A 23,465-nucleotide genomic window follows, 5' to 3' on the forward strand; every position below is an offset into this window, starting at 1 on the left:
CCCCCCACCCGCACGAGGAAGGACCCGCTCTCCATGTCTCGTCGTACCGCTCTCGCCACCCTGGCGGCCCTCACCCTGGGCGCCGGCCTGGCCGTCCTCCCCACCCAGGCGCAGGCCGCGACCGTGGTCGTCAGCAACTCCACCGACCTCGCCAACGCCATCAAGAACGCCACCGCCGGCACCGTCATCCAGGTCCGCGGCGGCACCTACTACCCGACGGCGACCCTCCAGTCCACGGCGAACGGCAGCTCGTCGTCGCCGGTCACGCTGACCGCGTACGGCTCGGAGACCGTGAGGATCGACGGTTCGAACCTGCCCGACGGCGACTGGATCCTCAAGCTGACCGCCGACTACTGGAACGTCTCCAACCTCACCTTCCAGAACTCCCCGGACAGCGCGGTCGTCTGCCAGTCCTGCACCGGCACCAACTGGAACAACATCAAGACCATCAACGGCGGTGACTCCGGCTTCACGCTCACCGGCGACGGGACGGTCAACAACACCGTCAGGAACATCGACTCCTACGGTCACTACGACGCCGCCAACCACGGCGAGAACGCCGACGGCATCGCCGTGAAGTTCGGCTCCGGCACCGGCAATCTGATCACCGGGGCGCGCCTGTACAACAACTCGGACGACGGTCTGGACTTCTGGTCCTTCTCCTCACCGGTCACCGTCGAGCACACCTGGGCCATGGGCAACGGCAAGAACCGCTGGTCCGACTCGGCCTTCGCGGGCGACGGCAACGGCTACAAGCTGGGCGGCGACGGCGAGACCGTGGCCCACGTCGTCAACAACTCGGCCGCCTGGGACAACGCGGGCAACGGCTTCACCGAGAACAGCAACAAGGGCGCGATCGTCATCAACCGCACCACCGCCTACGCCAACGCCAAGTGGGGCTACTACTTCGCCACCGGCGCCGCCCGCCTCGGCAGGAACCTCGCCGTGAGCAACGGCGGCGGGCAGGTGAACAAGGGCTCCTCGGTCGTCTCGGCCGGGAACAACTGGGACTCCGGGATATCGACGCCGGCGTTCAGGTCCACGGACGCGTCGAGCACGTACAACGCCCGCAGCTCCAGCGGCACGCTGCCCGCGACCACGTTCCTGACCACGGGCAGCACCACCATCGGCGCGACGATGAACTAGCGCCGCACGGGCCTGACGCCCTCCAGCGTCGGCACCACCGGCTCGATCGTGCCGTCGGCCGCGAACCTCAGGCGGTCGACGGTCGTCTCCCGGTGCATGCCGTCACCGCCGGGCCTGCCGGGGCCGTTCAGGGCGAACCGGTGGTAGACGGCGTACCAGTCGTCGGTGCCGGGGGTGTTCACCACGGAGTGGTGGCCCGTGCCGAGGATGCCGTACTCGGGACGCTTGGACAGGATCGTCCCCTTCTTGGTCCACGGGCCCAGCGGGGACGGTCCCGTCGCGTAGGCGACGTGGTAGTTCTCGCTACGGGTGTCGTCCTCCGACCACATGAAGTAGTAGACGCCCTTGCGCTTGATCACGAAGGAGCCCTCGCGGAAGTTGTCCGGGGTGATGTCCCGCACCTTCGAGGCGTCGTACGACACCATGTCGTCGTTCAGCGGGACCACGTACCCGTGCCCGTTGCCCCAGTACAGATACGACGTGCCGTCGTCGTCCGTGAAGACGGCCGGGTCGATCATCTGGCCCTTCAGTGAACCGCCCTTGGCGACCAGCGGCCTGCCCAGCGCGTCCTTGAACGGCCCCGCAGGGGAGTCGGCCACGGCCACGCCGATCTGCTGCTCGGCGCAGAAGTAGAAGTAGTACTTGCCGTCGCGCTCGGCTATCGCGGGCGCCCAGGCGTATGTGTCGGCCCAGCTCACGTCCGGACCGAGGTCCAGGATGACGCCGTGGTCCTTCCAGTGGACCAGGTCCTTCGAGGAGTACGCCTTGAACCGGGTCCCGCTCCAGCCCTGGAAGCCGTCGGTCGTCGGGTAGATCCAGTACTCGCCGTTCAGATAGTGCACGTCAGGGTCGGCGTTGAGGCCCGGCAGCGTGGGGCTGTTGGTGCGCACCGCCTCGACCGTCCAGGTGCGCTTCGTGCCGTCCGCCGCCGTCACCGTGTACTTCTGCGGCTTGCGGAAGTCGCGCCGGGTGCCGGAGCGGGGGCTGACCGAGGCGCCCTCGCCGAGCCACAGCTTCGGGGCGAGGCGGGAGAGGTCCGCGTCCGGCCGCATCGGGAGCACCACCTTCGCGGCGCTGTCCGTGACGATCGCGTACCCCTTCTGGTCCTTCGCCGTCGCGTCCACGACCGATGCGGGGCTCGCCGGGTACGCGGCCAGCAACCGGTCGTACTCCGCCTGTGTCACCGGGATCACCGTGCCGTGCCGGGGGCTCGCGGGCAGCTGGTAGTTCTGCGAGGGCGTCCACTTGCCCGAGTCGAGGTCGGTGGTCTCGAACGGGACGTAGCCGCGGCCGCCGTACTCGTCGACGAACAGGTACCACTTCTCCTCGGTGTTCGACTTGAACACCGTCGGACCCTCACCGCGCTCCATCGCGCCGCTGCCGATGCAGTCGGCCACGAAGTCGTACTTCGTCGAGGTCAGCGTCGTCGACTTCTCGGCGGTGATGAACTTCGAGCAGGGCGAGCCGGAGGACGGGTCGCGCTCGTCCTTGGTGTAGCGGTAGTAGGTGCCCTCGTGCTCGACGACCGTGGAGTCGATGACGGAGTAGCCCGGGTCGTTCCAGACCTTCGGGGCGCTGAAGGTGCGGAAGTCCTTCGTGGTCGCGTACAGCATCTTGTTGTACGTCGATCCGGTGTGGTCGGGGTCGTCGTCGGCGTACAGCTTCGACGCCCAGAAGACGACGAACTCACCCAGGCTGTCGTCCCAGTAGGCCTCCGGCGCCCAGGTGTTGCCCGCGTTGTCCGGGGAGACCTTCACCAGGCGCTGGTCGGTCCAGTGGACCAGGTCGGTGGACTCCCAGACCATGATCGACTTGCTGCCGTGCCGCTGGACCTGGTCCCAGCTGCCGCTGCTGTTCTGGTACATCCGCAGATCGGTGGCGATCATGTAGAACTTGTCGCCCTCGGGGGAGCGGATCACGAACGGGTCGCGCAGGCCCTTCTCACCGATGGTGGAGGTGAGCACCGGCTTCCCGGCGTTCAGCTCCCGCCAGTGCAGCGCGTCGTTCCCGCGGCTGAGGGCGTAGCGGATCTGCTCGCCGTCGGCGGTGCCCTCGCCGGTGAAGTAGGCGAAGAGATAGCCGGCGTACTTGGATTTCTTCACGGGTGGTGCTCCGGAGTTGGCGGTACCGGCGGTACTGGAAGGGGCGGTGAGAAGCGCGACAAGCAGTGAGAGACAGGCGACTAGGAGGATTCGTGGGCGCATGTCACTCCTGTGGGGGTGTGGGGGTTCCTGTTGGGTCGTGTGCGCCTTCGGAGTCTCACCAGTGGGAAACAGCACGTCAATCGGTGAGTGGGCGATGAGCGCCGGCGAAAGTTTCGCTTGCTTTCGGTGAGGCGCGGCAACCTTCCCCGGCATGGCGGCGACCGGAGAGCAGAAGCGGGCCGGGGCGGCCCCTCCGGCCTGCTTCGTCCTCGTTGGCCCAGGAAAGGAACCAACCCGTGCGCCCGAGCACCGGCCGTCACCGCAGGACCCGTACGCTCTCCATCGCCGCGGCGATCGCCGTCGCCTCCGGAGCGGGCGGCGTCTGGCTCGGCCTCTCCGACGGCGGCGCCCGGGCCGCCGCCGCGACGGTCACCGTGTCCGACACCGCGGGGCTGGAGTCAGCCGTCAAGAACGCGGTCGCCGGTACGACGATCCAGGTCCGCGGCGGCACGTACAAGCCCTCGGCGGCCCTCAAGTCCACGGCGAACGGCACGAGTTCGGCCCGGATCACGCTGCGGGCGCACGGCGCCGAGAAGGTGCGGATCGACGGGTCCGAGCTGCCCGACGGGTCCTGGCTCGCCGGCATCTACGGCGACTACTGGACCGTCCAGAACCTCACCTTCGTCAACTCCCCGGCCCAGGGCTTCGTCGCCACGTCGTCCGCCGGCGGCGTCTTCAGGAACCTCGTCACCGCGGACAACGGGGACTCCGGGTTCACTCTGCGCGGCGACGGCACCACGGACAACCTCGTGCAGAACATAGACAGCCACGGCAACTACGACCCGGCCGGACACGGGCAGAACGCCGACGGGATCGCCGTGAAGTTCGGCTCCGGCACGGGCAACCGGATCACCGGGGCGCGCCTGTACAACAACTCGGATGACGGCATCGACCTGTGGCAGTTCTCCTCGCCGGTCACCGTCGAACACACCTGGGCCTTCGGCAACGGCAGGAACCGCTGGGGCGACCCGGCCTTCGAGGGCAACGGCAACGGGTTCGAGCTCGGCGGCGGGGGCGCCTCGGTGGCCCACGTCGTCAATGACAACGCGGCCTGGGGCAACACGCTGCACGGCTTCACCGAGAACTCCAACACCGGCGCGATCGTCCTGAACCGCAACACCGCGTACGCCAACGCCGAGACCGGCTTCTACTTCGCCACGGGCAAGGCCCGGCTGGCCCGGAACCTCTCGGTGGGCAACGGGAAGGGGCTTTCCAAGGTGGGGGCGTCGACGGTGAACGCGGCGAACAACTGGGACGGCGGGGTGGCTGCTCAGGCGTTCAGGTCGACGGACGCGGCAACGGCGTACGTGGGCTCGTGAGGCGGACGGTTCGCTGCCCGCCACGACCTTCCTGACCACGGGCTCCACGGTCATCGGCTCGACGATGGCCCCCGCAGCACGCGCGAACGCCCCGCCGGTCGTCACCGGCGGGGCGTTCTGTTCTGCTGACCGAGGGGGGCTCAGATCAGCAGGTCTCTGGGGATTCGATCACTGGTACGTGATGTCAGATGCCGAGAACCTGCAAGCGGTTCCATCCGGGCCGGTACCGATCTCCTTCGGCTCCTTGCCGCTGCTGTTGCCCTCGAAACGGGTGCAGGTCCTGATCTTCTTGCCGCTGTCGCCGTGGACGCGGATCTTGCGCAGCGCCGCCGTGTCACCGTAGTTGGAGTTGACGCCCACGATCGAGTTGCCGGGCGCGGTGACGTCCACGTCGTTGATGATGATCGACCGCTTGTACTGCGTGGAGCAGTTGCCGCAACTGCGCACCAGCTTGCCGAAGTTCTGCACCTGGAACTTGGTCACGACCAGCTTCCCGGCGCCGTTGAACTGCAGCACCTTGTCGTCGGCGTTCTTCGCGCCGCCGCCGTACACCGTGTACACGGCCGAGGACGACTTGCCCTTGAAGGTCGCGGCGTCCTCGCCGACGTCCTGCCACCACACGTTCTGCAGGGTGCAGGAGCCCTTGCAGTGGACGCCGTCCGCGGCCGGGGTGCCGATGACGACGTTCTTCAGGACCGCCCCGTCGGCCAGCTCGAAGATCGGGTCCTGGCCTTCCTCCTGGCCGCTGCCGCCCAGGTCGCCGGTGCCGTAGAACTTCGCCAGCTTGCCGTCGTACGTGCCCGACACCGGGATCGTCTTCGACACCGGCTTGCTGTCGGTGGGCGTCGGCCAGGACGCGGCCGCACTGGCCGACGACAGTAACGACGTGGTGGTGAAGACGGCCGCGCCGGTGATGCCGAGGGCGGAGACTCCGGCGATCAGCGCCCGCCGCTTCGTGGCCTTACGGCGGTGCCGGACGCGCTGTTCGGTCTGTGCTGTCATGAACCGGTTCCTTGCGTGGAGGGGAAATCCTTGCGTCTCCTGGTCGCCACGCGTGCGGGAAGGGTTGCCGGTCCGGCGGGAACTTCTCTACGAATCCCCGTCCGCCGCCGAGTCGTTGTCGTCGTGCGCCGCGAAGCCGCCCGCCACGGACAGCTGCTCGCCGCCCGCCGTGGCCGTCATCGCATAGCGGTCGTCCTGCGCGTCCCGGCCGCCGCGCTCATGGTCGTACTGCCCGGCGAACACCCACTCGCCCGCGCGGACCGTACGGCCCTCCTTGAGCACCCAGGTGTAGACGAGGAAGCCGTCCTTCTCCTCGACGGTCAGCGTGAAGTCGTCCTCCGGCAGCGAACGCCAGGCGCCCGCGTTGTTGACCCCACCCGTCTGCGCCACCCTCAACCGCACGGTGAGCGCGGTGAGTTGCTCGCTCGTCCTGAGGGTCAGGTTGCTCTGCGCCCAGAAGTCGTTGCTGTGCGGGTCCACGGAGCCGTCCGACCACAGCGGGCCGTCCTCCTCGCCCTCGGCGGCGGGCGGCGCGGCGGTGGGGGTCGGCTGCCGGGTCGGCGCCCCGTTCGTCCCGCGGGACCCCGGTGTGTCTCCGGGCGTCGGGTCCGCCGGCGGGGCGGGCGGGGCCGGGGGTCGGCTCGTGGCGTCCGGGGACGGGGCGGGTGTCGGCGAGGTGGCCACCGTCTGCTGCGGGGTGTCCTCTTTCACTGCGGACGCCACCGCGTAGCCGCCGACCGCGAGGACGCCGGCGACCGCGGCCGTGGCGGTCACCACCCTGGCCCAGCCGTACACGGGCGGCCGGGACGCGCGGTGGTCGCGGTGGGACTGCCCGGACGGGGCCGCCATCCCGCGTTCGATCCGGGCCAGGATCCGTGCGCGGTCGGGCTCGTGCCCCTCGGCCGCCTCGTGCAGCCGGGCGCGCAGTTCGTCGTGCACGTCCCGCCGCATCATCGGTTCCTTCCTCCGGCGTCCCCGGTGCGGGCCATCGCCGCCGCATGCACCTTGAGCGGAGCGCCCTGCGTCCCGAGCAGCCGCTGCAGTTCGGCCATCCCCTTCGAGGTCTGACTCTTCACCGTACCGACCGATATGCCCAGGGTGAGCGCGGTGTCCTTCTCGGAGAGGTCGAACGCATGCCGCAGTACCACACAGGCGCGTTTGCGGAACGGAAGTCTACGCAACGCCTCCTGGACGTCGACGACCCCCGCCACGTCCGGGTTCTCGGTCTTCTCCTCGCGCTGCGACCAGAACAGCGCCACCCGCCGCCGCTCCCGGACCGCGCTGCGGATCCTCGTGCGGGCCAGGTTGGCGACGACGCCGCGCGCGTAGGCCACCGGATGGTCGGCGGCGCGCACCCGGTCCCAGCGGTGCCAGAGCGCGAGCAGCGCGTCCGCCGCCAGATCGTCCGCGGCGTCCGCCTCGCCCGTCAACAGATGGGCCAGGCGGGACAGTTCGGCATAGTGGCGCTCGAAGAAGGCATGGAACTCAACGGAGGCGGCGTCGTCGACGACCGTGCCCACGGGCGACCCCTCCTGCCTGCGAAGTTTCGTTTAGGTGACGAATGTGGTCATCCGGCGATCAATTCGCGATCATCCGGTCGAGGTCCGGAACTGTAGCAGCGATCGAGAGCTCGATTCGTACGGGACTTCGAACACCGTGTGGTACGTCGCACGTGAACAGCCCTGATTCCGTAACACGGAGAAAACCTGAACCCCGTTCAACGCGGGAACAATCCAGCCAGCATCCGCACACCGAACCGTCAGGAAGCAAGGAGCGACAGCCATGTCCGAGACCCAGAAGGTGGCCGACCGGTCAAGTGCCCCGCCGCCAGGCGTGAACAGCGTCGACCGGTACTTCAAGATCTCCGCGCGGGGCTCCACCTTCGCCCGTGAGATACGCGGCGGCTTCGCCACGTTCTTCACGATGGCCTACATCCTTGTCCTGAATCCCATCATCCTCGGCAGCGCGAAGGACAAGTTCGGCCACCAGCTGGACGCCGTCCAACTCACCACCGCCACCGCCCTGGTGGCCGCCGTCATGACGATCATCATGGGCGTCGGCGGCAACCTCCCGCTCGCGCTCGCCGCCGGGCTCGGCCTGAACGCCGTCGTCGCCTTCCAGATCGCCCCGCTCATGGCGTGGGACGACGCGATGGGACTGGTCGTCCTCGAAGGCCTGCTGATCTGTGTGCTCGTGCTCACCGGGCTGCGCGAGGCCGTCATGCACGCCATCCCGCAACCGCTCAAGCAGGCGATCAGCGTCGGCATCGGCCTGTTCATCGCCTTCATCGGCTTCGTGGACGCCGGGTTCGTCAGCCGCATCCCGGACGCCGCCAACACCACCGTGCCGGTTCAGATGGGCGGCACCGGCCAGCTCGGCGGGTGGCCGATCCTCGTGTTCTGCCTCGGTGTTCTGCTGACGATCGCCCTGCTCGCCCGCAAGGTGAAGGGCGCCATCCTCATCAGCATCGTGACGATGACGGTCGTGGCGATGATCATCAACTCGATCGCCGACATCAAGGCCTGGGGCCTGACCACACCCGCCTGGCCCGACAAGATCGTCGACACCCCGGACTTCGGACTCCTCGGCGACTTCAGCCTCTTCGGCGCGTTCGGCGAGACCACCGCCATCACCGTCGTCCTGCTGGTCTTCACCCTGGTCCTGTCCGACTTCTTCGACACCATGGGCACGGTCGTCGGCATCAGCGCCGAGGCCGGACTCCTCGACGAACAGGGCAAGGTGCCGAACCTCGGCCGGGTGCTGCTGATCGACGGCGCCGCGGCGGCCGCGGGCGGCGCGGCCTCCTCGTCCTCGGCGACCTCCTACATCGAGTCGGCGGCCGGCGTCGGCGAGGGCGCCCGCACCGGCTTCTCCAACCTGGTCACCGGCGGCCTCTTCGCCCTGGCCCTCTTCCTGACCCCGCTGCTCACCATCGTCCCGCTCCAGGCGGCCGCCCCCGCCCTGGTCGCCGTCGGCTTCCTGATGATGACCCAGGTCAAGCACATCGACTGGGACAGGTACGAGATCGCCATCCCGGCGTTCCTGACCATCGCCGTCATGCCGTTCACGTACTCCATCACCAACGGCATCGGGGCCGGCTTCGTCGCCTACGTCGTCATCAAGCTCGTGCTCGGCAAGGCGAAGGAGATCCACTGGCTGCTGTGGGGGACCTCGCTGCTGTTCCTGGTGTACTTCGCGATCAACCCGATCGAGCAGCTCCTGGGTGTCAAGTAAGCGTCCCAGGGCCTGTCCCTAGCCGTTGAGCGCCGCCTCCATCACCTTCCTGGCGACGGGGGCGGCCAGCCCGTTGCCGCTGACCTCCGAGCGCTCCGCGTTCGACTGCTCGATGATCACCGCCACGGCGACCTCCTTGCCGTCGGCCTTCCCGTAGGACGTGAACCAGGCGAACGGCGTCTTGCTGTTGTTCTCGCCGTGCTGGGCCGTGCCCGTCTTGCCGCCGACCGTCGCGCCCGAGATCTGCGCGTTGGTGCCGGTGCCCTTCTCCACGACCGTCTGCATCGCCGACTGGAGCTGCTCGGCGGTGTCGGAGCTGACGATCTCCTTGCTGTCGGCGCTGTCGTCGTAGTTCTCCAGGACGTCGCCGCCGCCGTCGGTGATCTGGGACACCATGTGCGGCGAGACCAGCTTGCCGTCGTTGGCTATGGCTGCCGACACCATGGCCATCTGGAGCGGCGTGGCGGTGACGTCGAACTGGCCGATACCGCTCAGAGCGGTCGACGCCTCGTCCATGTCGGAGGGGTACACGCTGGTGTACGCCCGCACCGGCACGTCCTGCTCCTTGTCGTTGAAGCCGAACTTCTCGGCCATCTCCCTGACCTTGTCCTGGCCCAGGGCGACGGCCATGCTGCCGAAGACGTTGTTGCAGGAGTACTGCAGGGCGACCCGGATCGAGGCGTTCTCGCAGGGCGCGTTCGGGTTCTCGTTCCCCAGCTTGTCGCTCGACTGCGGCAGCGGGTACGGGTCCGGGCTGTCCGTCTTCTCGTCCACCGACGAGTACAGCCCGTCCTCCAGCGCGGCCGCCGCCACGACCAGCTTGAACGTCGAACCCGGCGGCAGCGGCTGGCGCAGCGCGCGGTTCGTCATCGGCTTGTCGGAGTCCTTGGTCAGCTGCTTCCAGGCGTCCGAGTCGCCCGTGGTGATCCGCGACGGGTCGTACGACGGGGTGGAGACGACCGCGAGGATCTTCCCCGTGGTCGGGTCGATCGCGACGGCGGCGCCCTTGTTGTCGCCGAGCGCGTCGTACGCGGCCTTCTGGACGTCCGGGTCGATCGTCGTGATCACGTTGCCCGGCTCGGACCGCTTGTTGGTGATGGTGTCCATCACGCTCTTCAGGCGGTTGTCCGTACCGTCGAGCAGGTCCCGGTAGACGCCCTCCAGCTGGGTCGCCCCGAACGCCTGCGAGCTGTACCCGGTCACCGCCGCGTACAGCGCGCCGTCCTTGTACGTCCGCTTGTACGCCAGGTCGCCGCTCTTCATCCGCGCCGAGCCGGTGACGGCCTCTCCGCCCACGATGATGTTGCCGAGCGGCTCGCTGTACAGCGCGATCGTGTTCCGCCGGTTTTCCTTGTCGTCCGCGAGCGCCTGGCCTTCGTAGAACTGCACCCATGTCGCCCTGACCAGCAGAGCCAGCACCAGCAGCAGCGCGAAGACGGACGCCCGCCTGATCGTCTTGTTCATCCCACTCCGAAGGACGATCAGGATGGGGTGGAACGTTCCCTTCCACCCGGTTTTCTCATCGGGCGTTCATGAAGCCGCGTTCATGAAGCCCGCCTCGTACGCGGCGATCACCGCCTGCGTACGGTCCCGGGTGCCGGTCTTCGCGAGGATCGCCGCCACATGCGACTTCACGGTGGCCGGACCGACCTCCATGCGCCGCGCGATCTCCGCGTTGGTCAGGCCCCGCGCCATCAGCCGCAGCACCTCGCTCTCGCGGCAGGTGAGCCGCGCCACCCAGGGCGGCGGCGCCGGGTACGCGCGCGCGTGCTCGGCCGCCAGGGTGCGCACCGCCGCCGGGAACAGCAGGGTGTCGGTGTGCGAGACCAGCCGTACGGCCTGCACCAGCGCGTCGGCGTCCGCCCGCTTCAGCAGGAACCCGGCGGCCCCCGCGCGTAGCGCGTCGTACACATAGGAGTCGTTCTCGAAGGTGGTGACGACCACGATGCGGGGCGGCTCGTCGAGCGTGGCGAGGATCTGCTCGGTGGCCCGGATGCCGTCGACGTCGGGCATACGGACGTCCATCAGGACCACGTCGGGCCGCAGCTCCCGCACCACGGACACCGCCTCGGCCCCGGAGGCCGCCTCGCCGACCACCTCCAGGTCGGGCTCGACGGAGAGGATGGCGCGCAGGGCGGTGCGCACCATGCGCTCGTCGTCGGCGAGGACGACGCGGACGGGCGGACGGGCGGTCATGCGGGTCCCTTCATGGGCAGTCGTACCTTCAGCCGCCACGTCCCCTCGGCGGCACCGGCCTGCGCGGTCCCGCCCAGCAGCCGCGCCCGGTCGGCGATGCCACGCAGACCGTGCCCGCCGCCGGGGCGGCAGGCGGAGGCGTCGGCCAGGGCGGCGGTCAGCGGGTTCTCGACGCTGATCTCCAGGTGTTCGTCGGCGACCCGGATCCGCAGGGCCACGCCCGTCCGCTCACCGGCGTGCTTGAGGACGTTGCTCAGCCCCTCCTGCACGATCCGGTAGGCCTCGCGGGACAGCACGGGCGGCAGCGCCCCGGGGTCGGCGTCGAGGCTCGCGGTGACCCGCAGCCCGGCCGCGCGGGTGCGGCGCAGCAGGCCGGTGAGGTCGGCGGCGAGGGTGGGCGCGGGCGCCGTACCGGGAGAGTCGCCGTCCCGCAACACGCCCAGAACGGCGTCGAGTTCACCGACGGTGCGCCGGGTCGTGTCCTCGATCGCGGCGAGGGCCTCGCGGACGAACTCCGGGTCGCTGTCGAGGACCCGGCGGGCCGCGCTCGCCTGGAGCGTCACCGCGCTCAGGGCATGGCCCACGGAGTCGTGCAGCTCGCGCGCGAGCCGGTTGCGTACCGCGAGGTCGGCGGCGCGCGCCTCGGCCGCCGCCAGCCGGTCCTCGGGCGTGGGGCCGAGCAGGGCGGGCGCCCAGCGGGCGAGCAGCTCCCCGGCGACGGCCGCGCAGCCGGCCAGCGCGAGCAGCGTCGCCACACCCGCGACCGGCGCACACGCCAACACCCAGGGCCGGTCCAGGAATGCGGGCAGCTCGACGGCCTCGGCGCCGCCCGCCCAGACGATCAGCGGCAGCGCGGTGAGGAAGCCCGCGAACGGCGGCACCGCCAGCGACATCCCCGAGATGACCCCGCCGAACCCCAGATGCAGCGTGAACCAGGCCGCCGCCCGCCCCTTCGCCGCCCGCGTCCGGGCCGGGCCGTACGCCAGCAGCCCCGCCTCCACCCCGCACAGCGACCGCGCCGCACCCGCCTCCAGGGACCGGGTCAGCGGGAACAGCGCGGCGGTGAGCGCGGCGAGCGGCAACCCCACGGCGAACGACAGCAGTTGCAGGGGCAGGTCGTTGAAGACGTACCGGGAGTCGGTGGCGGGGCCCACGACGAGCTGGCCGACGAAGACGTACGGCATGGCGAGCGCGCCGCCCAGGATCAGATGGATCCAGCGCCGACGCGCCCGCCGTCCGAACAGGAACCGGCCGAACCCGCTGAGCCGGCTGAATCCGCCGGCGCTGAATCCGCTGAACTCGCTCACGCCGTACGACGATTCCGGCTCGCGTCGCGCTCCGCGAGGAAGTGCACGCCGAGACAGGCGACGAGGATGCCGACGATCATCTGGCCAGCGTAGGTGAGGTTCAGCAGCGGTGCCGGGCCGTCGGCGACGTCGGTGAGCGGGGCCAGCGACAGCCAGGCCGCCCAGCACACCGTGGCGGCCGAGCCGACCCAGACGAGACCGAGCGGCACCAGGACGGGCAGCGGGCGGCCGCGCCGGAACGCCAGGAGGACGCCGCCGGCGACGGCCATGGCGAGGAACACGACGGACAGCGCCTCCATGACGTAGAAGCCGCTGTTACGGCCGGTGACATGACGCTCGTCGAGTCCCACCGTGCCGCCGCACGCCCACAGGAGGTGGGTCAGCAGCGGCGGAAGCGCGCAGCCCGCCGCCGCGACGGCGACGGCACGCTGGGCCGCCCCGATCAGGCCGACCGGGAGTTCCCAGACCCGCCCCGCCCACAACCGGCCCCAGCGGTCCCGGGCGTACAGCACGAACAGGGCGCCCAGGGTGAGCCCCTGCACGATGAACCCGGTGTAGACGACCCCGAACACCCAGGCGTCGAGGAAGGGTTCGGCGCCGGCGGACGCCGGGGTTCCGCCGAGCAGGTCGACGAGGAGCTGGAGCGGGAACCCGGCCATGATCGGCGCGAGCAGCCCGGTGGCCACCCATGCGGGGAGGCCGAGCAGCCACGCGGGCGCCCGCAACCCCCACGGCCGGGTCAGCACCAGCGCGAGCACGATCACCGCGCCGTCCAGGAGGACGGTGACACCATTGGCGACGGCCATGCTCGCGCGGTGCTCCAGCAGCCGGCTGCCCCGCGGGATCCCGAGCTGACTCCCGGCGATCCACGCGATCTTGAGGGCGAGGTACGGCACACAGGAGACGATCGCGACGGCGCGCAGCAGCCGACGGGGCCGGTCGGCGCCGACGGTCAGGGTCTCCTGCGGGGGAGCGAGTGTGTGCGTCATGCCTCCACGCTCCCGCGCGACGGCCTCGGGGCACCTCCTGCCCGACGGTGATCCGACTCCGCCGTACGGGGGAGAAGGGGCTCAGCCCCGCAACGCCAGGACCAGCTCGTCGATCTCCTCGCCCCGCGCGTTGGCGAACCCCGTCGCCTGCGCGGTCACCCGGATCCCGCACTTGTGCAGCACCCGCAGCGAGCCCTCGTTGTCCGCCGCCGCACGCGCGTACAGCGGGCGTTCGGGCACCTCGGTGAGCAGCCCGCGCAGGGCGGCCGTCGCGATGCCGCGTCCCCAGTACGCGCGGTCGACCCAGTACGTCACCTCGCGCTCGCCCGGCTCCCCGTACACCGCCGCACTGCCCACCACGTCACCGTCGACCAGGATCGTGCGCAGGACGTCCGCCGAGGACCGGATCCGTTTCCAGTGCTCGTCGAAGGCGTCCCGGTCGGCCGGGTCCTTGGGGGTGAAGGCCGCCATGCGCAGGGCCTCCGGGTCGTTCATCTGCCGGTAGAAGACCGGCAGATCGCTGTCGTGCACCTCACGGAGTTCCACATCCATGAGGACAGAGCCTAGGCAGTCAGAGCCTGCGCGTGGCCAGCGTCAGTCGGTCGCGTGCGTCGAACAGGGCGTCCTTCACCATCTGCTCGTGCGCGGGCGTCAGCCGGGCCACCGGCACCGAGCAGCTGATCGCGTCGCGGGCCGGGGTGCGGTACGGGATCGCGACGCCGAAGCAGCGCAGGCCGAGGGTGTTCTCCTCGCGGTCCACGGCGAAGCCCTGGTCGCGGATCTGGTGGAGCTCCTCGATGAGCTTCTCGCGGTCGGTGATCGTGTTCTCGGTCAGCGCGGGCAGCGTCTCCGGGAGCAGCTTGCGGACCTGTTCGTCCGAGTAGGTGCTCAGCAGCGCCTTGCCGAGGGAGGTGGAGTGCGCCGGGAGGCGGCGGCCGACCCGGGTGAAGGGGCGCAGGTAGTGCTGGGACTGGCGGGTGGCCAGGTAGACGACGTTGGTGCCGTCGAGACGGGCCAGGTGGATCGTCTCGGTGGTGTCGTCCGAGAGGCGGTCCAGGGTCGGGCGGGCCGCGGCGACCACCTCGTCGCCGTCGATGTAGGACGTGCCGACCAGCAGCGCCCGGACGCCGATGCCGTACCGCGTGCCCGTCGCGTCCGTCTCCACCCAGCCCAGCTCCACGAGCGTGCGGAGCAGCATGTAGAGACTGGACTTCGGGTATCCGACGGCCTCCTGGACCGACGCGAGGGAGTGCATGCCGGGGCGTCCGGCGAAGTATTCCAGCAGTTCAACCGTCCGTACCGCGGACTTGACCTGCGCCCCGCCGCCCGTCTCGCCAGCCGACATCGCCCTTGACCCCTTCGTTCGACGGGAAATAGTCTCCGAAGCATATTCATCATCAGAGACAGCGTTCAGTATATCGAACGAGCCTGGTGGATGACCCCGTACTGCGGCAATACATGTGGAGGGACCCGCGGTGGCAGCAGCACCAGTCTGGAGTGTCGACCCCCGAACCGGGAAGCAGCGTGAACAGGTTGCGGTGGAGGCCACAGCCCAGGAGGTGGACGCCGCCGTCCGCGCCGCGCACGAGGCGCGCGGCGCCCTCGCCGACCGCACGGTCCGCGCCGCCTTCCTGCGCACCGCCGCCGACCGGCTCCAGGCGGCCAAGGACCAGCTCGTCGAGGCCGCCGACGCCGAGACCGCGCTCGGCCCGGTCCGCCTCACCGGCGAACTCGCCCGCACCTGCTTCCAGCTGCGGGCCTTCGCCGACATCGTCGACGAGGGCGCCTTCCTCGACGTCGTGATCAACCACCCCGACGACACCGCGACCCCGCCGATCCCGGACCTGCGCCGCTACAAGGTGTCCCTCGGCGTCGTCGCCGTCTACTCGGCGTCCAACTTCCCCTTCGCCTTCTCTGTCGCCGGCGGCGACACGGCGAGCGCGCTCGGCGCGGGCTGCCCGGTCGTCGTCAAGGCCCACCCCGACCACCCGGCGCTGTCCGAGCTGGTCGCGGCCGTCCTGCGCCGCGCCGCCGCCGAGCACGGCATCCCCGAGGGCGTCATCGGTCTCGTGCACGGCTTCGAGGCCGGCATCGAGCTGATCAGGCACCCGCTGGTCGCCGCGGCCGGCTTCACCGGTTCGATCCGGGGCGGCCGCGCCCTCTTCGACGCGGCGGCCGCGCGGCCCGTGCCGATCCCGTTCCACGGAGAGCTGGGCTCCCTGAACCCGGTCGTGATCACCGAGGCGGCCGCCGCCGAGCGCGCCGAGGCGATCGGCGCCGGGCTGGCGGGCTCGATGACGCTGGGCGTCGGCCAGTTCTGCGTGAAGCCCGGCCTGGTGCTGGTGCCGTCCGGCGCGGCGGGTGACGGCCTGGTCAAGTCGCTCACGGACGCCGTCAGCGACACCGACTCCGGTGTCCTCCTCGACCACCGCATGCGGGACAACTTCATCGCCGGGGTCGCCGAGCGCGCCGAGCTCCCCGAGGTGGAGACCCCGGTGACGCCGGGCGCGGGCGGCGAGCACACCGTCAGCGCCGGCTTCCTGACGGTCGCCGCCGAGAAGCTGACCAGCGAGGGCGCGTACGACCTGCTGCTGGAGGAGTGCTTCGGCCCGGTGACCGTCGTGGTCCGCTACGACGACGACGCGCAGGCCCAGGCCGTGCTGTCCCGGCTGCCCGGCAACCTCACGGCGACGGTTCATCTGTCGGCCGAGGAGGCGGCCGGTGAGGGACGTGGCGCGCAGATCCTCGCGGAGCTGACGCCGCTCGCCGGTCGTGTGCTGGTGAACGGGTGGCCGACGGGCGTTGCCGTCGCGGCGGCCCAGCACCACGGGGGGCCGTACCCGGCGACGACCTCGACGTCCACGTCGGTGGGCGGTACGGCGATCGAGCGGTGGATGCGGCCGGTGGCGTACCAGGGTGCCCCTGAGGCGCTGCTGCCGCCGGAGCTGCGGGATGAGAATCCGCTGGGGCTGCCGCGCCGGTTCAACGGTCAGCTCGAACGCTGAACGAATTAAGGGCCCCATGGCGGAGGGGAAACTGAAAGACTCAGGGGATGGACGTGGAACTTCCTGAACTGCCCTTTCCCCTCCGCACCTACGGTCCCGACGGTCACTGGGCCTACGAGGACGGCATCCTCTCCGGATGGGCCGGTCCCCGGCAGGACCGGTTCGTGCCGCCCACCGGGGAGGGGCTCGACCCGGCCTCGGACGCGCCGCGGCTGCTCGGGGCGCCCGAGGGCGACTTCCAGCTGATCGCGCGGGTCACCGTGGGGTTCGCCGCGGCCTTCGACGCCGGGGTGCTCTACGTCCACGTCGGGGAACGGGCCTGGGCGAAGCTCTGTCTGGAGTACTCCCCGGACGTGCCCACCGTCTGCACGGTGGTCACCCGGGGGCACTCCGACGACGCCAACTCCTTCACGGTGGAGGGGAGTTCGGTCTGGCTGCGGGTGAGCCGGACCGGGCGGGCCTTCGCCTTCCACGCCTCCCGTGACGGCGAGCGCTGGACCTTCGTCCGGCTGTTCACGCTGGGGGAGGAGAAGGAGACCGAGGCCGCCCTGGTCGGTTTCATGACGCAGTCGCCGATGGGGGAGGGGTGCGTCGTGACGTACGACCACCTGGAGTTCAGGCCCGACTGGCCGAAGGACCTGCGAGACGGAAGCTGAGCAGCCCGGTCACCGCGAGCAGCGCCGCGCTGACCACCAGGCTCAGCCGCATCCCCGTCACGAAACCGTCGGAGACCAGCGCCCCGAAGACGGCGATCCCCAGCGCCCCGGCCATCTGCCGCGCCGCGTTGAGCACACCGGCCGCCAGCCCCGCCCGCTCGGCGGGCACGGCCTCCAGCATCGCCGCCGTCAGCGGTGGCACCGTCAGCGCGCAGCCCAGGGCCATGGGGACGAGGAGCAGGGCCACCACGGCCGGCGGCGTGTCGGCGTCGACGTACAGCATCGCGAGCAGTCCCGCCACGGCCAGGCCCTGCCCCAGCAGCATCGGCAGCCGGGCGCCGTGGCGCCCCGCGAGCTTGCCCGCCACCACGTTGGTCACCGCGATCAGGCCCGTCATCGGCAGGAACATCAGGCCGGCCTGCAGCGCGGAACGACCCTGTACCTGCTGGAAGAAGAGCGAGAAGACGAAGACCATGCTGTAGAAGGCCACGCTGACAGCCGCGCCCGCCGCCACCGTCACCGCGACGGTCCGGTCACGGAAGAGGCCGAGCGGGACGACCGGATGCGGGTGACGTGCCTCGATCCGCAGGAACGCGGCCGCCGCCACCACGGCCACCGCCAGTGCCGCCCAGCCCGCCGTGCCGCCCTCGATCACCGCGAACGTCAGCGCGGTGAGCGCTATGACCGCCGTTACCTGGCCGGGCAGGTCCAGCGGCGCCGGACGGCGTTCCGAGCGCGGGGCCCGCAGGAGCAGCACGAGGATCAGGGCGCCGACGGGAAGGTTGACGAAGAAGATCCCGCGCCAGTCCCACGCCGTGGTCAGCGCACCGCCCGCCACCGGCCCCAGCGCCACCGCCACCGAACCGCCCGCCGCCCACACGGCCACCGCCCGCGCCCGCCGCGCCGGATCGGCGTACGCCTGCCGCACCAGCGACAGCGAGGCCGGCAGGACGACGGCCGCCGCCACGCCCTGCACCACCCGCGCGCCGACCAGCGTCGGCAGGTTCGGCGCCAGACCGCAGGCCGCCGAGGCCAGCGTGAACACGGCGGTACCGAGCCCGAACGCCCGGCTCGCGCCCACCCGGTCCGAGAACGCGCCGGTCGACAGCATCAGCGCGGCGAACGCCAAGGTGTAGGCGTCCACCACCCACTGGAGCCCGGACATCCCGCCCCCGAGCGAGGAACCCATCGCCGGCAGGGCCACGTTCACGATCGACGCGTCGAGGCAGACCAGCGCGAAGCCGAGGAGGCCGGCGGTGAGGGTGACGGCGGCGGAGGACCGCCTGGGCTCCAACTCGCGGTGTGCCACGGCGAGTTCGTCGCCCTTCAGGGTCTGGTTCGTTGACATGCCCTCCATGCTGCGGGTCCGGGCCGACGTACAGTAGTGGCCGGAATGCCATGCACCCGGAGGTTCTGGCCATGTCGCAGTCGCGCGCCCCGCACCGCATCGCCGTCGTCGCCCCGTCACCCGTGTCGATGTTCAACCTCGCCATCCCGGAGATGCTGTTCGGCAAGGTCGAGGTGGACGGACGGCCCGGCTACGAGGTGGTCATCTGCGCCGCCGAGCCGGGCCCGGTGCCCACCAGCGGCGGACTCGACCTGTACGTACGCCATGGACTCGACGCCGTGCGCGGGGCGGACACGGTGCTCGTCGCCGGGACCGGGGAACCCTACGAACCGGAGGCCAGGATCGTGACCGCCGTCCGTGAGGCGGCCGCCGACGGCAAGCGGATCGCGTCCCTGTGCACCGGCGCCTTCCAGCTCGCCGAGGCGGGCCTGCTGCACGGGCGCAGGGCCACGACGTACTGGGCGCACGCCGACGAGCTGCGCCGCCGCTACCCGCACGTCCAGCTCTGCGGGGACGTGCTGTACGTCCAGGACGGGCCGTACGTCACCTCCTCCGGCTACGCCGCCGGCATCGACCTGTGCCTGCACGTCATCCGCACCGACTACGGCGCGGCCGTCGCCAACGAGGTCGCCCGGCGTGCCCTCGTCGCGCCCGTACGGCCCGGCGGCCAGACCCAGTTCACCCAGACCCCGCTGCCGCCCGAGCGCGGCGAGGCCTGCGCCGACACCCGGGGCTGGGCCATGCGCAACCTCGACAAGCCGCTCACCCTCACCGACCTGGCCCGGCACGCCGGCGTCAGTGTCCGCACCCTCACCCGCCGCTTCCACGCCGAGAGCGGGGTGAGCCCGCTGCAGTGGCTGCTCCACCAGCGCATCGAGCGCGCCAAGGAGCTGCTGGAGACCACCACCCTGCCCATGGACCAGGTGGCCCACGCCAGCGGCCTCGGCACGGCCGACTCGCTGCGGGGGCACCTGGTCCGGCGTACGGGACTGACGCCCAGCGCCTACCGGGCGCAGTTCAGCCGGCTCGGAACCGGCGCCGCGGCGGTCACGTCCTCCGTTGCGTGATCAGTGACCGGATGACCGCCGCGCACCGCGTGATTCGCACCGCCGTGCCCGCCGAGGCCGAGGACGTCGTCGCGCTGCACGCCCGCGCCCGGGCGACGTACTACCCCGACGGGATCCCGCAGGACGGCACCGACTGGCTCGCCTCCTGGCGGAGCGCCATCGAGCGGCCGGACGGGCATGTCCTGTGCGTCGTCGAGAAAGGACGGATCATCGGGCTGGCCTCCTTCCGCACCCCGCAGGACGCCCCCGCCCACACGGTCAAGCTGTTCCAGTTCCACGTCGACCCCGACCACTGGCGCACCGGCGTCGGCGCTGCCCTGCACGCGGCCTGCGTCGAGGAGTGGCGGGCCGACGGCAAGCGGACGGCCGTGCTGGACGTGCATGTCGGCAACCGGCGCGCCCAGGCCTTCTACGCCCGCCAGGGCTGGGTCCCGGATCCGGAGAACCCGCCCGCCGAGGACGACCACCATCTCTTTCTGCGCTACCGCGTCACCGGGGAATGAAGTCGACTGATTGAAGGTTCACGCATCAAGCGGAGGGAGTCTCCGAACCGAACGACTGGAGAGAGCCACAGACATGCGCGTGGAGATCTGGAGCGACATCGCCTGCCCCTGGTGCTACGTGGGCAAGGCCCGCTTCGAGAAGGCGCTCGACGCCTTCCCGCACCGCGCCCAGGTCGAGGTGGTGCACCGCTCGTTCGAACTGGACCCCGGACGCGCCAAGGGTGACATCCAGCCCGTGATCACCATGCTCACCAGGAAGTACGGCATGAGCGAGGCGCAGGCGCAGGCCGGCGAGGACAACCTCGGGGCGCAGGCCGCCGCGGAGGGGCTCGACTACCGCACCCACGGCCGCGACCACGGCAACACCTTCGACATGCACCGGCTGCTCCACCTCGCCAAGGAGCGGGGCAGGCAGGACGCGCTGATCCAGGCCTTCTACCGGGCGAACTTCGCCGAGGAGCGGTCCGTCTTCGCCGAGGGCGACGAGCGGCTCGTCGAGCTGGCCGTCGCCGCCGGGCTCGACGCCGACGACGTCCGAGGGGTCCTCGCCGACCCGGACGCCTACGCCGACGACGTCCGCGCCGACGAGCGCGAGGCCGCCGAGCTCGGCGCGGGCGGTGTGCCGTTCTTCGTCCTCGACCGCAGGTTCGGCGTCTCCGGCGCCCAGCCCGCCGAGGTCTTCACCCAGGCGCTCACGCAGGCGTGGGGCGACCGGTCGCCGCTCCAGCTCATCGACGAGGGCGACGCGGACGCCTGCGGCCCCGACGGCTGCGCGGTGCCACAGCACTGAGCCGCCGGGCGAACCCGCAGGTCACGGGGGATCTATAAGCGTTGCTTAGCGAAACCACGTAAGGAATCGCAATGGACCAACAGGTGCTCAGGGCCCAGAGTGGAGCCATGGAGACCTTCGAGAGCCTGGTCCGTGCCGAGTTCGCCCCGAAGAACGTCTATCTCAACACCGCGAGCAACGGCCTGCTGCCGGCCCGCACCGTCACCGCCCTGGACCGGGCGGTGCGGATGCGTGCCGAGGGCACGCCGCTCGGGCCCCTGTACGAGGACGTGGAGGGCGTGCGCGCCTCCTTCGCCCGGCTGGCCGGCGTGCCCGTCGCACGGGTCGCGACCGGTGCCTCGGTCGCCGAGTACGGCGGGCTGATCGCCGCCTCGCTGCCCGCGGGCGCCGAAGTCCTCACCGCGGAGGCCGACTTCGCCTCCCTCGTGAACCCCTTCCACATGCGCGACGACCTCAAGGTCCGCGCCGTCCCGCTGGAGCGCCTCGCCGAGTCCGTCCGCCCGGACACCGCCCTCGTCGCGGTCAGCGCCGCCCAGTCCGCCGACGGCAGGATCGCCGACCTGGCCGCGGTGCGCGCGGCGGCCGATGCGCACGGGGCCCGCACCTACATCGACGCCTCCCAGTCGGCCGGCTGGCTGCCGCTGGACGCCGGCGAGCACGACTTCGTCGCCGCCGTCGGCTTCAAGTGGCTGCTCGGCCCGCACGGCGCGGCGTTCTGCGTCGTCCCAGAGGACTTCGGCGGGCTGACCCCGCTGCTCGCCGGCTGGGTCGCCGGGGAACTCCCCTGGGACAGCTGCTACGGCCCCGTCCAGGACCTCGCCCACTCCGCGCGGTGCTTCGACATCAGCCCCAGCCTCTTCAGCTACGCCGGGCTGCGCGCCTCCCTGGAGCTCATCGAGGAACTCGGTGTCCCCGCCATCCAGGCCCACGACCTCGGCCTCGCCGACCGCTTCCGCGCGGGACTCGCGACCCTCGGCCACGAACCGGTGCCCGCGCCCGGCTCGGCGATCGTCTCCGTGCCCGGACTGGGCCGACGCCAGCCCGAGTTGAGCGCGGCCGGCATCGAGGTCTCCAACCGCGCGGGCAACCTGCGCGCGGCCTTCCACCTCTACAACACGGCCGCCGACGTCGACCGCCTGCTGGACGTCCTGTCCTCCTGAGGAACCACTGGTGGGCCGACGCAGCCGCTGAAGGGGCGCGGGGAACGGCGCGACCAGCCACAACGCGGCGGCACTCGCCACACAACCCGCGCCCCCCGAGCTGTCGGGCGGCCTGGGCGCGCAGCCGCCGAAGGGGCGCGGGGAACGGCGCGACCAGCCACAACTCAGCGGCACCCGCCACACAACCCGCGCCCCCCGAGCCCCAAGGCGCCCGGCCCAGCGGCGCGGCGTCACCTCACCGGCGTGAAGTCCCTCGCGCCGATGAACTCCGGCCGGCGTACCGGAGCCGCGAAGGGCTCCACGGCCGCGTTCTCCACGCTGTTGAACACGATGAACACGTTGCTGCGCGGGAACGGCGTGATGTTGTCGCCCGAGCCGTGCATGCAGTTGCAGTCGAACCACGTCGCCGAACCGGCCTTGCCCGTGAACAGCTTGATGCCGTACTCGGAGGCCATCTTGGTCAGCGCCTCGTCCGAGGGCGTGCCCGCGTCCTGCATCTGCAGGGACTTCTTGTAGTTGTCCTTCGGCGTGGCCCCCGCGCACCCGAGGAAGGTGCGGTGCGAACCGGGCATGATCATCAGCCCGCCGTTGGTGTCGTAGTTCTCGGTCAGCGCGATCGAGACGGACACCGTCCGCATGTTGGGCAGCCCGTCCTCGGCGTGCCAGGTCTCGAAGTCCGAGTGCCAGTAGAAGCCGCTCGCCCCGAAGCCCGGCTTGACGTTGATCCGCGACTGGTGGACGTACACGTCCGAGCCGAGGATCTGCCGTGCCCGGCCGACGACCCGCTCGTCGCGCACCAGGTTTGCGAACACCTCGCTGATCTTGTGCACTTCGAAGACGGAGCGGATCTCCTTGGACTGCGGCTCGATGATCGACCGCTCGTCCATCCGGATCGCCGGGTCGGTGACCAGCCGCTCCAACTCCTGCGCGTAGACCGCGACCTCGTCCTCGGTGATGAGCTGGTCGATGGCGAGGAAGCCGTCGCGCTCGAAGGACTGCAGGTCACCGGTGGCGATCGGGCCCGGCGTGTCGGGGGAGCCCCACACGACGGGGTCCTGGCGCGGGGTCGACACCTCGGTGGCGCCGCGGCTGGGGTACAGGTCAGTCATCGTCGTCACGATGTCTCACACCTCCTCGGGCTCGGTGAGCAGCGGGTACACGCCGTTCTCGTCGTGGTCCTCCCGGCCGGTCACGGGTGGGTTGAAGACACAGAGGCAGCGGAAGTCCTCCTTCACCCGCAGCGTGTGCCTCTCGTGGCCGTCCAGGAGGTACATGGTTCCGGGCGTGATCAGGTGTGTCCGCCCGGTCTCGTGGTCGGTCAGCTCGGCCTCGCCCTCGACGCAGACGACGGCCTCGATGTGGTTCGCGTACCACATCGACGTCTCCGTACCCGCGTACAGGATCGTCTCGTGGAGCGAGAAGCCGACCCGCTCCTTGGCGAGGACGATGCGTTTGCTCTCCCAGGTGCCCGACGCCGACTTCACATGGCGGTCGGTTCCTTCGATGTCCTTGAACGAACGGACGATCACGGTGCTGCGA

21 protein-coding genes and 1 pseudogene are annotated in these 23,465 nt (G+C 70.7%); 9 read left to right on the top strand and 13 right to left on the bottom strand.

The window, feature by feature from the left end; translation table 11 throughout:
* The first annotated feature begins 33 nt into the window (after positions 1-33).
* Entirely contained in the window at positions 34-1,146 is a 1,113-nt protein-coding gene (locus ACFZBP_RS29450) for a chondroitinase-B domain-containing protein (protein ID WP_391417460.1), read from the top strand.
* Here ACFZBP_RS29450 and ACFZBP_RS29455 read toward each other — a convergent pair.
* Complete coding sequence (locus tag ACFZBP_RS29455) at positions 1,143-3,350, bottom strand: family 43 glycosylhydrolase (RefSeq protein ID WP_383445366.1); 2,208 nt, start codon at positions 3,348-3,350, stop codon at positions 1,143-1,145. The two genes, ACFZBP_RS29450 and ACFZBP_RS29455, sit on opposite strands and share 4 nt — an antisense overlap.
* Before the next feature lie 236 nt (positions 3,351-3,586).
* Between ACFZBP_RS29455 and ACFZBP_RS29460 the strand changes: the two are divergent.
* A pseudogene (locus ACFZBP_RS29460) lies at positions 3,587-4,736 on the top strand (right-handed parallel beta-helix repeat-containing protein); the annotation flags it as partial.
* Positions 4,737-4,837: 101 nt separating this feature from the next.
* On the opposite strand, the gene ACFZBP_RS29465 reads toward ACFZBP_RS29460, so the two are convergent.
* The 3 genes from ACFZBP_RS29465 to ACFZBP_RS29475 all read right to left on the bottom strand — a co-directional run bounded on the left by ACFZBP_RS29465 (position 4,838) and on the right by ACFZBP_RS29475 (position 7,191).
* The gene (locus tag ACFZBP_RS29465; RefSeq protein WP_391417462.1) at positions 4,838-5,671 is read right to left on the bottom strand and encodes a pectate lyase; all 834 of its coding nucleotides are present in this window, start codon (positions 5,669-5,671) and stop codon (positions 4,838-4,840) included.
* An 87-nt stretch (positions 5,672-5,758) separates the two neighbouring features.
* The gene (locus tag ACFZBP_RS29470) at positions 5,759-6,625 is read right to left on the bottom strand and encodes an anti-sigma factor (RefSeq protein ID WP_391417464.1); all 867 of its coding nucleotides are present in this window, start codon (positions 6,623-6,625) and stop codon (positions 5,759-5,761) included.
* Entirely contained in the window at positions 6,622-7,191 is a 570-nt protein-coding gene (locus tag ACFZBP_RS29475; RefSeq protein ID WP_383445382.1) for a SigE family RNA polymerase sigma factor, read from the bottom strand. Before ACFZBP_RS29475 ends, ACFZBP_RS29470 begins: the two co-directional genes overlap by 4 nt.
* 262 nt (positions 7,192-7,453) lie before the next feature.
* Between ACFZBP_RS29475 and ACFZBP_RS29480 the strand changes: the two genes are divergently transcribed.
* On the top strand, positions 7,454-8,905 hold the full coding sequence (locus ACFZBP_RS29480; RefSeq protein ID WP_391417466.1) for a solute carrier family 23 protein: 1,452 nt from the start codon (positions 7,454-7,456) through the stop codon (positions 8,903-8,905).
* A gap of 18 nt (positions 8,906-8,923) precedes the next feature.
* On the opposite strand, the gene ACFZBP_RS29485 is transcribed toward ACFZBP_RS29480, so the two are convergent.
* From ACFZBP_RS29485 to ACFZBP_RS29510, 6 genes are all read right to left on the bottom strand, one after another.
* Positions 8,924-10,369 (bottom strand): peptidoglycan D,D-transpeptidase FtsI family protein, encoded by a 1,446-nt coding sequence (locus ACFZBP_RS29485; RefSeq protein WP_383445388.1) that lies wholly within the window; start codon positions 10,367-10,369, stop codon positions 8,924-8,926.
* Between the two features lie 66 nt (positions 10,370-10,435).
* Complete coding sequence (locus tag ACFZBP_RS29490; RefSeq protein WP_391417469.1) at positions 10,436-11,101, bottom strand: response regulator; 666 nt, start codon at positions 11,099-11,101, stop codon at positions 10,436-10,438.
* Positions 11,098-12,408 carry a histidine kinase gene (locus ACFZBP_RS29495; RefSeq protein ID WP_391417471.1) on the bottom strand — a complete coding sequence of 437 codons (1,311 nt, stop codon included), beginning with the start codon at positions 12,406-12,408 and terminating at the stop codon, positions 11,098-11,100. Before ACFZBP_RS29495 ends, ACFZBP_RS29490 begins: the two co-directional genes overlap by 4 nt.
* Positions 12,405-13,397, bottom strand: coding sequence for a hypothetical protein (locus tag ACFZBP_RS29500; protein WP_391417473.1), 993 nt, complete (start codon positions 13,395-13,397; stop codon positions 12,405-12,407). The genes ACFZBP_RS29495 and ACFZBP_RS29500 overlap by 4 nt, the downstream gene beginning before the upstream one ends.
* Before the next feature lie 81 nt (positions 13,398-13,478).
* Positions 13,479-13,949 carry a GNAT family N-acetyltransferase gene (locus ACFZBP_RS29505; RefSeq protein ID WP_391417475.1) on the bottom strand — a complete coding sequence of 157 codons (471 nt, stop codon included), beginning with the start codon at positions 13,947-13,949 and terminating at the stop codon, positions 13,479-13,481.
* 19 nt (positions 13,950-13,968) lie between these two features.
* Entirely contained in the window at positions 13,969-14,742 is a 774-nt protein-coding gene (locus ACFZBP_RS29510; RefSeq protein WP_383445403.1) for an IclR family transcriptional regulator, read from the bottom strand.
* Between the two features lie 130 nt (positions 14,743-14,872).
* On the opposite strand from ACFZBP_RS29510, the gene ACFZBP_RS29515 reads away from it, so the two are divergent.
* Positions 14,873-16,402 (top strand): aldehyde dehydrogenase family protein, encoded by a 1,530-nt coding sequence (locus ACFZBP_RS29515; RefSeq protein WP_391417477.1) that lies wholly within the window; start codon positions 14,873-14,875, stop codon positions 16,400-16,402.
* A 47-nt stretch (positions 16,403-16,449) separates the two neighbouring features.
* Entirely contained in the window at positions 16,450-17,058 is a 609-nt protein-coding gene (locus tag ACFZBP_RS29520; RefSeq protein WP_383445411.1) for a DUF1349 domain-containing protein, read from the top strand.
* Here ACFZBP_RS29520 and ACFZBP_RS29525 read toward each other — a convergent pair.
* Positions 17,018-18,406, bottom strand: a complete 1,389-nt coding sequence (locus tag ACFZBP_RS29525; RefSeq protein ID WP_391417480.1) for an MFS transporter — start codon at positions 18,404-18,406, stop codon at positions 17,018-17,020. The genes ACFZBP_RS29520 and ACFZBP_RS29525 overlap by 41 nt on opposite strands.
* A 71-nt stretch (positions 18,407-18,477) precedes the next feature.
* Between ACFZBP_RS29525 and ACFZBP_RS29530 the strand changes: the two genes are divergently transcribed.
* The 4 genes from ACFZBP_RS29530 (at position 18,478) to ACFZBP_RS29545 (ending at position 21,926) form a co-directional block, all read left to right on the top strand.
* Positions 18,478-19,473 carry a helix-turn-helix domain-containing protein gene (locus ACFZBP_RS29530; RefSeq protein WP_391417482.1) on the top strand — a complete coding sequence of 332 codons (996 nt, stop codon included), beginning with the start codon at positions 18,478-18,480 and terminating at the stop codon, positions 19,471-19,473.
* Positions 19,474-19,484: 11 nt separating this feature from the next.
* Positions 19,485-19,976: a GNAT family N-acetyltransferase gene (locus tag ACFZBP_RS29535; RefSeq protein ID WP_383445734.1), complete on the top strand. Its 492-nt coding sequence runs from the start codon at positions 19,485-19,487 to the stop codon at positions 19,974-19,976.
* 73 nt (positions 19,977-20,049) lie between these two features.
* On the top strand, positions 20,050-20,766 hold the full coding sequence (locus tag ACFZBP_RS29540) for a DsbA family protein (protein WP_391417484.1): 717 nt from the start codon (positions 20,050-20,052) through the stop codon (positions 20,764-20,766).
* 107 nt (positions 20,767-20,873) lie between these two features.
* The gene (locus tag ACFZBP_RS29545; RefSeq protein WP_391417486.1) at positions 20,874-21,926 is read left to right on the top strand and encodes an aminotransferase class V-fold PLP-dependent enzyme; all 1,053 of its coding nucleotides are present in this window, start codon (positions 20,874-20,876) and stop codon (positions 21,924-21,926) included.
* Between the two features lie 230 nt (positions 21,927-22,156).
* Here the strand turns inward: ACFZBP_RS29545 and thpD are convergent, their stop codons facing one another.
* Entirely contained in the window at positions 22,157-23,035 is an 879-nt protein-coding gene (gene thpD / locus ACFZBP_RS29550; protein ID WP_383445429.1) for an ectoine hydroxylase, read from the bottom strand.
* Between the two features lie 15 nt (positions 23,036-23,050).
* Positions 23,051-23,455, bottom strand: a complete 405-nt coding sequence (locus ACFZBP_RS29555) for an ectoine synthase (protein WP_383445432.1) — start codon at positions 23,453-23,455, stop codon at positions 23,051-23,053.
* Positions 23,456-23,465 lie beyond the last annotated feature (10 nt).

The sequence above is a fragment of the Streptomyces sp. NPDC008086 genome, from assembly GCF_042957325.1.
In the GTDB taxonomy this organism is placed as follows: Bacteria; Actinomycetota; Actinomycetes; order Streptomycetales; family Streptomycetaceae; genus Streptomyces.